This is a genomic window from Mycobacterium sp. 141 (assembly GCF_000382405.1).
GTDB lineage: Bacteria > Actinomycetota > Actinomycetes > Mycobacteriales > Mycobacteriaceae > Mycobacterium.
Window position 1 is genome coordinate 72,846 of the sequence record NZ_KB908263.1, and the last position, 11,037, is coordinate 83,882.

Here is an 11,037-nt window from a genome sequence, read left to right on the forward strand (position 1 = left end):
CCGGGCGAGCTCGCGGTCGCGCGTCACGTCCGCAACGGCGCGAACGCGAACTCGGCCAGCCCCTCGTGTGGATCGATCGCGGCCGCGAAGCCCAGTTTTCGGGTCGCCCGCTCCGGCGAGGCCACGATGTGCCGGACGTCGCCGCTGCGGTACTGGCCGGTGACGACGGGCTTGTCCACGCCGCGGGCCTCGCACAGCCGCGTCGCCACCTCCAGGATCGAGATCGGCCGGCCCGAGCACACGTTGAACGCGGTGAAGCCTGGTTCCGGGTATTGCACCGCGGCGACGTTGGCGGCGGCGATGTCGTCGACGTGGACGAAGTCGCGCATCTGCCCGCCGTCTTCGAAAACCCTTGGCCGCTGCCCGGATTCGAGCTGTGAGCGGAAGATGGCCGCAACCCCGGAGTACGGGGTGTCGCGCGGCATGTTGGGGCCGTAGACGTTGTGGTAGCGCAGCGCGACCACTGCCCCGGCGCCGGCCTCGACCCACGCCAGCGCGAAATGCTCCTGCGCGGTCTTGCTGGCGGCGTAGAGACTGCGGGGACGCAGCGGCGCGTCCTCGCCGACCAGGCGCCACCGCAACGGTTCTCCGCCGATCGGGCAGCGGTGCTCGAACACCCCGGCGTCCAGATCGGCTTTGGTGCGCGGTGTCGGGTCGACCGGGCCGTGCTCGGGACAGTCATAGCCGCCTTGCCCGTACACCACCATCGACGAGGCCAGCACCAGACGGGTGCAACCCGCGGCGTACATCTCGGCGAGCAGTACGGCCGTCCCGTAGTCGTTGTGGCCGGCGTAGGACGGGGCGTCGGCCGCGTCGACCCCGGCGCCGACCACGGCCGCCTGGTGACACACCACGTCGACGCCGTCGAGCAGAGGTTTGAGCGCGGACCCGGCACGGATGTCGACCACATGGCATTGCGGCGGGGCTTCGGCACCGGGACCGTGTGCGGCGGCCAGCATGGTATCGACGGCGACGACCTCGTGGCCGGCTGCCCGCAAGGCGGCGCAGGTACGGGACCCGATGAAACCTGCTGCGCCCGTGAGCAGAATCCTCACGGCAGCTCGAAAGGCAGCTTCACCCCGTCGTGGGCCAGACAGTGCGTGCAGGTGCGCTCGACGTCGACGGCCTCGAGCGCCTCGTGCACGAGCTTTTTGAACGGCGCGATGTTGCGTTCGAATTCGGCGAACACGTCGACCGTGCGCACCCCTGCCCCGGCCTCGATGCCCGCGTCCAGGTCGGTCACCAAAGCGATGGCGGCGTAACACATCTCGAGTTCACGTGCCAGCACGGCCTCGGGGTAGCCGGTCATGTTGACCAGTCGGAAACCCTGGTTTGCGAACCATCGGCTCTCGGCACGGGTGGAGAACCGCGGCCCCTGGATCACCACCATGGTTCCGCCATCGACCACACCGGGCAGCCCGGCTGCCGCGGCGCGCAGTGTCGGACAGTACGGGTCGGCGAAGCTGACGTGGATTCCGCCGGAATCGAAGTAGGTGTCGGGACGTCCGCTGGTGCGGTCGACCAGCTGATCGGGCACCGCCAGCGAACCCGGTCCGAGGTCGGGGGTCAGGCTGCCGACCGCGCACGGCCCGAAAATACGTCGCACTCCCAGCGCCCGCAATGCCCACATGTTCGCCCGGTACGGCACCGTGTGCGGCGAATACTCGTGGTTGACGCCGTGTCTCGGGAGGAAAGCCACCTCGTGCTGGCCGATGGTGCCGACCGTGATGGGCGCGCTGGGTTGACCGTAAGGGGTATCCAGGCTGACGCTGCGCGCCTCAGAGCCGAAGAACGTATAGAAGCCGCTGCCGCCGACGACTCCGAGCACTAGTCAGTCTTGTTGTCGGGACCCTCGGGGCGGCTCTCTTCGACATCCGCCGGGAGTTCGTCGTCAAGGTCTCTGTCGAGGTCGTCGTCGAGCTGGGCCCGGGCTTTCCGGGCGTTGTCGCGGATCTCGAACGCGTCGGTGGCCAAGCCGCCGACGGCCGCGGCCACGTCCTTGACTGCAGTGGTGATGATGTGGGTCACCTCGCCCACCGTCGAGGCCACCGCCTCGACGGATTCCTGCAGCACGTCCTTGCTGATCTCGGTCTTGCTGAGCCGGTCATTCATGCCGCCAGTGTAGGTCGGATCGCCCGAGTGCTCATACGATGGCGGCCGTGGCCAGTTTCGCGCAATGGATCGAGGGCGCCCGGCCCCGCACCCTGCCCAACGCCGTCTCACCGGTGATCACCGGTACCGGCGCGGCGGCGTGGCTCGGTGCGGCGGTGTGGTGGAAAGCACTGCTGGCCCTGGTGGTTGCCCTGGCCCTGATCGTCGGCGTCAACTACGCCAACGACTACAGCGATGGCATCCGCGGCACCGACGACGTGCGGTCCGGCCCGCTGCGGCTGGTGGGTTCCCGGTTGGCGTCACCCCGCGCGGTGCTGACCGCGGCGCTCCTGAGTTTGGCGGTGGGTGCCGTCGCGGGCTTGGTGCTGGCCGCGGTCAGTGCGCCGTGGCTGATCGCCGTCGGCGCGGTCTGTATCGCCGGGGCGTGGCTGTACACCGGCGGCAAGAAGCCCTACGGCTATCTCGGGTTGGGTGAGGTCGCGGTCTTCATCTTCTTCGGGTTGGTCGCGGTGCTCGGCACGCAGTACACCCAGGCATTGCGGATCGACTGGGTCGGCGTGGTGATGGCCGTGGTGATGGGTTCGCTGTCGTCGGCGGTGCTGGTGGCCAACAATCTGCGCGACATCCCCACCGACGCCGAGTCCGGCAAGATCACGCTGGCCGTGCGGCTCGGCGATGCTCGCACGCGGGTGCTGTACCAGGCGCTGCTCGGCGTGGCCCTGGTCGGGACGCTGGCGCTGACCGCTGCCACACCGTGGTGTCTGGTGGGACTGCTGGCCGCGCCGCTCGCGGTGCGCGCGGCCCGGCCCGTGCGGGGCGGCAGTGGTGGTGCCGGGCTGATCCCCGTGCTGCGCGACACCGGGCTGACCATGCTGATATGGGCCGTCACGGTGTCTTTGGCGATGAGTTTCTAGCGCGAGCAGACACTGCGGTACCTGACACGCCGTAGTTGCGGTGCCGCCATGACTGCTCGCCGAAGAAGTTCGGCAGGTTATCCACAGATCGTCCTAGGCCTCTTCAGTCGCAGGCAGTAGGCGGCCAGCATCGAAGAATGCCCAGCGCCGCGATCGATCTCGAGAACCTGTTCGCCAGCAACGGCGGAGTGGCCAGCACTGCGCAGTTGAGATCGGTCATGTCGCGCAAGACGCTTGCGGCACTTGTGCGCTCAGGGCAAATTCTGCGTGTGTGTCGTGGCGTCTACTCCGACCATGTGCCCGGGACACTCGATCGACTTGCGGCCCTGGACATCCTCACCTCGATGCCGATCGTGGCCTGTATGAACACCGCTGCAGAACTCCACGGATTCGACACCGAGCACGACGACCGCGTTCACATCCTCGATCCCGGACTTCGCATCCGCCCCGACGACGGGCTGATGGTGCACCAACGCGTCGGCGCACCGTTGAAACGCGTCTCCGGCCGGCTGGCGACAACCCCTGCCTGGACGGCCGTCGAGCTCGCCCGCACCCTACGCCGGCCGCGTGCGCTCGCGATCCTCGACGCCGCTCTGCACGTGGGCGCCTGCGACGCCGCGGAATTGGACTCCGCGGTGCGCGAGCAGAAAGGACGCAGAGGCATCGTCGCCGTGCGAGACCTGTTGGCGCACGCCGACGCTCGCGCCGAGTCGCCGATGGAAAGCGAGATGCGACTGGTGTTCATCGACTGGTGCGTGCCACGTCCCGAGCTGCAATACGAGATCATCGATCGCCACGGTGAGCCGGTGGCGGGTGGACTTTGCCTGGCCCGACGCGAAAGTGGCCGCCGAATACGACAGCGTGGAATGGCACGCCACTCCCGAAGGCTTCAAACACGACCGGCTGAAGACCGCTCGGCTGCAGGAGTGTGGCTGGAGCACTGTCTCCGCGGTGACCGACGATATCCGCCGGCGTCCCGAAGAGTTGGTGCGTCGGGTCCTGTGGCACCTCGACGGCGCCGCTTTGGCGGGGTGATCAGCTGGGTTGCGCCCGCGAGCAGACATGGCAGTACTGGAAAGCCGGCGTGTCGGGTACCGCAGCGTCTGCTCGCGGGAAGAAAGTTGACCCACGGCGGCACTGGGTTCCACTAACGTTGCTCCTCGACCGGCCGACCGTCTGGAGACGAGCATGACCGTTTCGACCGCACAGCCGCCACCGCCATCGGGCCGGGTGGCGACCCGTCGGGCCATCTGGAACACGATCAGGGGATCGTCGGGCAACCTCGTCGAGTGGTACGACGTCTACGTCTACACCGTGTTCGCCACGTACTTCGAGAAGCAGTTCTTCGATCCGGCCGACCAGAACGCGACGGTCTACATCTACGCGATCTTCGCCGTCACGTTCGTCACGCGGCCGATCGGCTCGTGGTTCTTCGGCCGGTTCGCCGACCGCCGCGGACGCCGCGCCGCGCTGACCTTCAGTGTGTCGCTGATGGCGCTGTGTTCGCTCGTCATCGCGTTGGTGCCGGCCCGCGACAGTATCGGTATGGCCGCGCCGATCGTCCTGGTGTTGTGCCGGCTGGTGCAGGGGTTCGCCACCGGCGGTGAATACGGCACGTCGGCCACCTACATGTCCGAGGCCGCCACGCGGGAACGCCGCGGCTTCTTCTCGTCGTTCCAGTACGTCACGCTGGTCGGCGGCCATGTGCTGGCCCAATTCACCCTGCTCATCATCCTCACCGCGTTCAGCTCAGCACAGGTAAGCGAATTCGGTTGGCGCATCGGCTTTGCCGTCGGTGGCGTCGCCGCAATCGTGGTGTTCTGGCTGCGCCGGACGATGGACGAATCGCTGTCGGAGGAACAACTCGCGGCGGTCAAAGCCGGGCAGGACAACAGCTCCGGGTCGATGAGCGAGCTGCTCACCCGCTACTGGAAGCCGCTGCTGCTGTGCTTCCTGATCACCATGGGCGGCACGCTGGCGTTCTACGCCTACAGCGTCAACGCCCCTGCGATCGTCAAGTCCACCTACCAGGACCAGGCCATGACCGCCACCTGGATCAACCTCATCGGGTTGATCTTTCTGATGGCGATCCAACCGGTCGGCGGAATCATCAGTGACAAGGTGGGACGCAAACCGCTGTTGCTGTTCTTCGGGTTCGGCGGCGTCGTCTACACGTACGTCCTCTTCACCTACCTACCCCAAACCCGTTCGCCCATCGTGTCGTTCCTGCTCGTCGCGGTCAGCTACGTGTTACTCACCGGCTACACGTCGATCAACGCGCTGGTGAAATCCGAACTGTTTCCCGCCCATGTGCGGGCACTGGGTGTGGGAGTCGGCTACGCACTGGCCAATTCGATATTCGGCGGTACCGCGCCGGTGATCTACCAGGCCCTCAAGGAGCAGAACCAGGTGCCGGTGTTCATCGGCTACGTCACGTTGTGCATCGCGATCTCTCTGGTGGTGTACCTGTTCTTCCTGAAGAACAAGGCCGACACCTACCTGGACCGCGAGAAGGGCTCGGCATTCGTCCCGGCAGATAGTTACCGGTGAACCCCCAACGCGTCGAGCAGCCGGTCCAGATCGTTGTCGTTGTTGTAGAGGTGAAAGCCCACACGCACGGCGCCGGCCCGGATCGACGCGCGAATCCCGGCCCGCTGCAACCGGTCTGCCGCATCGGCGATCGGGATCGATACGATAGCCGAATCCTGCTGGGGCAGCCCGATTTCGGCGCGCAACCGATTGGCCAGTCCGACGGCGTGGTGTTTGACCGCGACCTGATCCAGCGACGCCAACCACGGCAGTGCCAGCGCGGCTCCGAGCACGCTGAACCAGGCCGGCGAGGTGTCGAACCGGCGCGCGTCGGCAGCCAGCCGCAGCGGCAGCCCGTAGATCGACTGCCAGGGCTGCTCGCCCGCATACCAGTTCGCCGCGTGCGGCGTCATGGTCGCAGCCACGCGCTCGCTCAACGACATCCACGTGGTGCCTCGTGGCGACAGCAGCCACTTGTACACCGCGGCCACCGTGACATCCGCCCAGCCCACATCGGGACATGCCCAGCCGAGGGCCTGGGTGAGGTCCACCACGGTGAGAGTGTCGGTGCCCTGCACAGCCGTGCGCAGGGCCGCCGGATCGAGTACCGCACCGTTGGCCGACTGCACGAGGCTGACCGACACCACGTCGAAGTCGGCGGCACTGCGCAGCAGATCGTCGGGAGTGAGTTCGGTGACCGTCACGCCACGACCCTGCGCGGCGAACGGGAAGGTGGTGCTGGTGAATTCGCCCGCGAGCACGGCGACCCGGCTGCCATCGGGAATCGCGGCCGCCACCAGGCCCAGCGCGGCAGAAACATTGCCGGCCATGGTCACCGACTCGACCGGAACCCCGGCCAGCTGCGCGTAACCCGTGCGCCCGGCCCGCACGGGTTCATCGAACGACGCGGCGTCCATCGTCCCGGCCTGCCAGTCGGCGAGACACCGCTGCAGGGCTTCCAGCTGGAACTGGGGCGGCAGCCCGAACGTAGGCGTGTTGAGAAACCCTTCGGCCCCGGCGAATTCGGCGCCGAAAGCCTCCCTCACGACTTCGGGTCTTCGCCGCGCAGCCGCGCCTGCAGTTGTTCGCGGTCCTGACGCCGGCGTTCATCGAGGGCCGAGATGGACGCGGTGGCACGCTCCCGCAGCGGGCGAAACAACCAGATCCCCAACGGCAGCGCGATCACCAGGGCGAACAACAACGCCACCACGATCGGGAATTCGTGAACCCCGAGCAGGTGCCCACCAACGAAGATCACTGCCGTCAACACCGCGACGAGCGCGAGCCGGGCCGCGACATAGACCAATACATCGACAACCAAGCGGGCCGCCGGACGACTTGCTGACACAACCCGAGCCTACCGACCACGCGTATATTCAGGTAAAGGAGGTTTCTCGAGTGGCGTACCTGCTCCTGTTGCTTGTGTTGGGGTGTTTGGTCTACGTCGGCTGGCGGCTGACGCGGATGACAGCGAACAGATCCAAGACCCGTGTCATCGGCCCCGACGACGATCCTGAATTCCTGCGCCGGCTGGGACACGGCGACAACCCGCGGCCGTAGCCGACGGGTCAGCCGCGCAGCTCGCTGCGATGCCGCCGCGGCTTGGCAAAGTCGCTGGCCACCACTGCAGCCAACTCGATGAGCGCCTCCCGGGTCTTCGGCTTGAGCCGCTCCAGACTGATCTCGGCCCCCTCCTCCAAATGCGGATCGAACGGCACCAACCGCACCGCCCGGCAGCGCCGTGAGAAGTGATCCACCACCTTCGACAAATCCACTTTGCCTGACCGTGGACGCACCGCGTTGACCACCGCGACCGAATTGCGCACCAGATCCTGATGGCCGTGCGCGTCGAGCCAGTCCAGCGTCGCCGATGCACTGCGTGCCCCGTCGACCGAGCCGGAGCTGATCACGATCAGCACATCGGCCTTGGACAACACGGCCGCCATCGCCGAATGCATCAGGCCGGTACCGCAATCCGTCAGCACCACGCTGTAGAACCGCTCCAGCACCTCCAGGGTGCGCGTGTAGTCGTCGGAGCTGAACGCCTCCGACACCGCGGGATCGCTTTCCGAGGCGAGCACTTCCAGCCGGCTGGGCCCCTGTGAGGTGTAGGCCCGCACGTCGCTGTAGCGCTCGATGCCCTCGGCGTCGCGCAGCAGATGGCGCACCGTCGCGGCGGTCTCCAGCGGAACCTTCTGGCTCAGCGTGCCGCGGTCCGGGTTGGCGTCGACAGCCACCACCCGGTCGCCGCGGATCGAGGCGAACGTGGCACCCAGCGTCGCGGTGATCGTGGTCTTGCCGACCCCGCCCTTGAGTGACAGCAGCGCGATCCGGTAGCAGCCGTGCAACGGCTGGCGCACCTGGGCCAGCAGGTCGTTGTGGTGGTTGACCTTAGGGCTCTCCCCCACGTTGACCAGCTTGAACGTCGACACGTACAGCCACTTGCGCCACCCCGACGACGGCGGGTCCTTGCGCTGGCCCAGCAGCGCGGTGGTCGAGAGGTCCCGGTACGGCGAAGAGAAGTCCGGCTGCGCAGACATCGGCTGCGACACACCGTCGACCGGTGTCGCGACGACGGGGACACCGTGCGGCGGAGTCGGGGCCGTCCACTCCGGCGGCGGTGCCGCGCTGGTCCCCGGATCACTGAACCGCTGCTGCCCGCGGAAACCGGACACCGCCGGTGTCGGCTGGTCGGCTACCTGTGCCGGAGGGGTCGCGGCGTGACTGATCGTCGGCTCGTCCGGGGTGTTTGCAGACACATCCACCGTGCCCGCCGCTGGATGTTCAGTTGATTCGGACTCGGACATGGAATCTCCCCTCCATTCGGGCGCGGCGCGCTACTCAGCCTTTTGCCGGCGCACCACATCACCTAACCAACGCCGGCGTACGAGTGCAGCCCGACGGTAACCAGATTGATGAAAAACAGGTTGAACACCATCGCGACGAAACCCACCACGTTGATCCACGCGGCCTTGCGGTCCCGCCAACCGGCGGTCGAGCGGGCATGCAGATAGGCCGCGTAGACCACCCAGGCGATGAACGACACCGTCTCCTTGGGGTCCCAGCCCCAGTAGCGGCCCCACGCCTCCTCGGCCCAGATGGCACCGAAGATCACCCCGAAGCCGAAGATGGGAAACGCGAAGATGGTTGTCCGGTAGGCGATCCGGTCGAGGGTCTGCGCGTCGGGCAGCCGCTGGATGATCCGCGCGACGGCGCCTTCCCGTCCCGGCTCGGCCAGCGGCGACATCTTGACCAGGAACAAGATGCTCGCGACACCGGCCACCAGGAACACCCCGGAGCCCAGGCTGACCACCGAGACATGGATCGGCAACCAGTACGACTGCAGCGCAGGCATCACCGGCGCGGCGTTGGTGTAGAGCCAATGCCCCGACACCGCCAGCAGGATCAGCACCGGTAACAGCACGAACACCCACAGCGCGCGGTATTGCGGCCGGCGCAACACGATCGCCGATGCGACCAAACCCGCGAAGCACGTCAGGTTGATGAACTCGTACATGTTGCCCCACGGCACCCGCGACGTGGCCAGACCGCGCAGCACGATGCAGACGAACAACAGCCCGATACCGACATAGACCAGGGACAGGCCGGCACGACCGATCCGCTCATCGGTCGAGCGCCTGGGGATGTCCGCGACCACACCCGGGGTGGCGCTGTCAGCCCCGACCATCGCGCCGACGAGAACGGGTCCCCCGACCAGCTGCTCTTCGCGCGAGCGCTCATCGACCTTGCGGCCGCGGGAGTACGCCAGTTCGACGGCCAGCAGGAGCATCGCACCCACCAGCACCACCACCGACGACGTGAAAGCCCAGTCTGAGTATCGGGCCAACCCGATATCGATGTGCTCTGTGTTCATGCGTGCGTCACTCTCCCAGCAGCCGTTGCGTCAATCGCTCGAACTCGTCGCCCCACCCGGAGTTGTCGGAACGGGCCAATCCGCCCAACTCGACGCTCACGGTACCTCCTGGAGGAAGCGGGCCTTCGCCTGATGTCGCCGCCGGAGCGGCTGCCACCCGAACCCAGATCCGGCGCCTGCGCACCACCAACGACACCAGCAACCCGCCCATCATCGACATGGCGAAGATCAGCACCCAAATCTGCGCGGGGTCATGGGACACCTGCAGGTTGATGAACGGCACCGCCCCGTCGAACCGGACCGTGGTGCCGTCGTCGAGTCGGGTGACCTGACCCTGCACCAGGTTGACCCGCGCCACCTTGGTGAGCCGCTTCTGGTCGATGAGACGAGGATCCAGGGAGAACAGCGACTGCGGACGGCCGGTGTCCAGGCCGGTGTCGCCGCGGTAGATATCGACGGCGACCGCCGGATCGTTGAGCGCCGGGAAGCTGGACGATAGCAGCGTGCCCTCGAGTTGCTTGGTGGGGGCGAAGAGCCCCTGGATGGCGATCTGATGTTTGCGCCGCTCGTCGGCATCGGGGTAGCTGCCGCCCGGCGGATCGATCCGCACCACGCCTGAGGACAGCAGGGTGAGCGGCTCCTCGGGCTTCCACTGCACGGTCTGGCTGCGGGACTGCCCGTCCGGGAACGTGACGGTGAACGACGGTGCGTAGCCGTGCCCCTGCAGGTAGATCCGGTTCCCGCCGATGCGCAGCGGATGGTTCACCTCGAGCCGATACGGCTGCCAGGTGTTGGCCGCCAGCTCGTCGCCGGCTTGGTAGTCGATGTTGGCTGCGAACGACAGGGCCTGGCCGGTCGGCAGATAGTGGGCATCGAAGTCGTTGACCCGCAGACAGATGGGATCCAGCGAAGTGCCGTCGACGGTGTTGCCTGCGCGGAACGAGTCGAATGCGGCCGGAGATGCCGAGCAGAACCCGGGACCGCCGTCGGCTATGACGATGACGTTGCCCTCGTAGCCGAACAGCTTGCCGACAGCCACCGCGACCAGCAGCCCGAGCAGCGAGAAGTGGAACACGATGTTGCCGAACTCCCGCAGATAGCCCTTCTCCGCGGAAATTTCGGCGGCGCCGTTTTCGGTGCGGGTGACGGTGCGCCAGCCCTTGAGTCGGTGGGTCACCTGCTCGGCCAACTGCTCCGGATCGCCGCTGACCTGCTCGGCATGGTACTTCGGCAACCGGGCCAGGTTGCGGGGCGCGGCCACCGGCACGGCCCGCAGGCTGCGGACATGCTCGATCAGTCGCGGCGTCACGCAGCCGACCAGTGAGATGAACAGCAGCACATAGATCGCGGTGAACCAGAAGCTGGAGAACACGTCGAAGGCCTGCACCCGATCCAGCCACGGGCCGATCGTCGAGTGCTTGGTGAGATATTCGTCGACTTTCGACGAGTTGAGGCTGCGCTGCGGCAACAGCGCGCCGGGAATGGCCCCGAGCGCCAGCAGGAACAGCAGCACCAGCGCCGTACCCATCGACGTCAGGGTCCGCCAGGTGTTGCGCACCAGCGCGAGCAGACGCCGAGGTACCCCGACACGCCGCGTCTCGGGGGCTT

Annotated in this window: 11 protein-coding genes and 1 pseudogene; 4 read left to right on the plus strand and 8 right to left on the minus strand. The window is 67.0% G+C overall.

All coding sequences use genetic code 11. The annotated features are described in order from the left end of the window. Window positions 1-23: 23 nt before the first annotated feature. The 3 genes from H276_RS0113660 to H276_RS0113670 are packed head-to-tail and all read right to left on the minus strand — an operon-like array spanning window position 24 to window position 2,112. The gene (locus tag H276_RS0113660; protein ID WP_019971871.1) at window positions 24-1,055 is read right to left on the minus strand and encodes an NAD(P)-dependent oxidoreductase; all 1,032 of its coding nucleotides are present in this window, start codon (window positions 1,053-1,055) and stop codon (window positions 24-26) included. After that, a complete protein-coding gene (locus H276_RS0113665) occupies window positions 1,052-1,828 on the minus strand; it encodes an S-methyl-5'-thioadenosine phosphorylase (protein ID WP_019971872.1) in 777 nt (258 codons plus the stop codon). The genes H276_RS0113660 and H276_RS0113665 overlap by 4 nt, the downstream gene beginning before the upstream one ends. Beyond that, window positions 1,828-2,112 carry a hypothetical protein gene (locus H276_RS0113670; protein ID WP_019971873.1) on the minus strand — a complete coding sequence of 95 codons (285 nt, stop codon included), beginning with the start codon at window positions 2,110-2,112 and terminating at the stop codon, window positions 1,828-1,830. The genes H276_RS0113665 and H276_RS0113670 overlap by 1 nt, the downstream gene beginning before the upstream one ends. Window positions 2,113-2,159: 47 nt before the next feature. Here H276_RS0113670 and H276_RS0113675 point away from each other — a divergent pair, with 47 nt between their 5' ends. The 3 genes and pseudogenes from H276_RS0113675 (at window position 2,160) to H276_RS0113695 (ending at window position 5,576) form a co-directional block, all read left to right on the plus strand. Further along, window positions 2,160-3,026, plus strand: a complete 867-nt coding sequence (locus H276_RS0113675; protein ID WP_026356970.1) for a 1,4-dihydroxy-2-naphthoate polyprenyltransferase — start codon at window positions 2,160-2,162, stop codon at window positions 3,024-3,026. A 137-nt stretch (window positions 3,027-3,163) separates the two neighbouring features. Then, window positions 3,164-4,061 (plus strand): annotated as a pseudogene (locus H276_RS23005) (type IV toxin-antitoxin system AbiEi family antitoxin domain-containing protein). A 153-nt stretch (window positions 4,062-4,214) separates the two neighbouring features. Continuing rightward, window positions 4,215-5,576: an MFS transporter gene (locus tag H276_RS0113695; RefSeq protein WP_026356971.1), complete on the plus strand. Its 1,362-nt coding sequence runs from the start codon at window positions 4,215-4,217 to the stop codon at window positions 5,574-5,576. Here the strand turns inward: H276_RS0113695 and H276_RS0113700 are convergent. Both H276_RS0113700 and H276_RS0113705 read right to left on the minus strand, forming a co-directional pair. Next, window positions 5,567-6,601 carry an aminotransferase class V-fold PLP-dependent enzyme gene (locus H276_RS0113700; RefSeq protein WP_019971879.1) on the minus strand — a complete coding sequence of 345 codons (1,035 nt, stop codon included), beginning with the start codon at window positions 6,599-6,601 and terminating at the stop codon, window positions 5,567-5,569. The two genes, H276_RS0113695 and H276_RS0113700, sit on opposite strands and share 10 nt — an antisense overlap. Then, entirely contained in the window at window positions 6,598-6,903 is a 306-nt protein-coding gene (locus H276_RS0113705; RefSeq protein WP_026356972.1) for a DUF4229 domain-containing protein, read from the minus strand. The genes H276_RS0113700 and H276_RS0113705 overlap by 4 nt, the downstream gene beginning before the upstream one ends. Before the next feature lie 50 nt (window positions 6,904-6,953). Between H276_RS0113705 and H276_RS24700 the strand changes: the two genes are divergently transcribed. Then, the gene (locus H276_RS24700) at window positions 6,954-7,115 is read left to right on the plus strand and encodes a hypothetical protein (RefSeq protein WP_019971881.1); all 162 of its coding nucleotides are present in this window, start codon (window positions 6,954-6,956) and stop codon (window positions 7,113-7,115) included. Window positions 7,116-7,123: 8 nt separating this feature from the next. On the opposite strand, the gene H276_RS0113715 is transcribed toward H276_RS24700, so the two are convergent. From H276_RS0113715 to H276_RS0113725, 3 genes are all read right to left on the minus strand, one after another. Beyond that, a complete protein-coding gene (locus H276_RS0113715; RefSeq protein ID WP_019971882.1) occupies window positions 7,124-8,362 on the minus strand; it encodes a MinD/ParA family protein in 1,239 nt (412 codons plus the stop codon). Window positions 8,363-8,424: 62 nt separating this feature from the next. Then, complete coding sequence (gene ccsB, locus H276_RS0113720; protein ID WP_019971883.1) at window positions 8,425-9,429, minus strand: c-type cytochrome biogenesis protein CcsB; 1,005 nt, start codon at window positions 9,427-9,429, stop codon at window positions 8,425-8,427. A gap of 7 nt (window positions 9,430-9,436) precedes the next feature. Then, complete coding sequence (locus H276_RS0113725) at window positions 9,437-10,957, minus strand: cytochrome c biogenesis protein ResB (protein ID WP_196807914.1); 1,521 nt, start codon at window positions 10,955-10,957, stop codon at window positions 9,437-9,439. Window positions 10,958-11,037 lie beyond the last annotated feature (80 nt).

Bases quoted from the DNA above. Each gene is read 5' to 3' on its own strand.
- H276_RS0113715 (WP_019971882.1), bottom strand. From the start codon at position 8,362: ATGTCCGAGTCCGAATCAACTGAACATCCAGCGGCGGGCACGGTGGAT.
- H276_RS0113670 (WP_019971873.1), bottom strand. From the start codon at position 2,112: ATGAATGACCGGCTCAGCAAGACCGAGATCAGCAAGGACGTGCTGCAG.
- ccsB (WP_019971883.1), bottom strand. From the start codon at position 9,429: ATGAACACAGAGCACATCGATATCGGGTTGGCCCGATACTCAGACTGG.
- H276_RS0113725 (WP_196807914.1), bottom strand. From the start codon at position 10,957: ATGGGTACGGCGCTGGTGCTGCTGTTCCTGCTGGCGCTCGGGGCCATT.
- H276_RS0113695 (WP_026356971.1), top strand. From the start codon at position 4,215: ATGACCGTTTCGACCGCACAGCCGCCACCGCCATCGGGCCGGGTGGCG.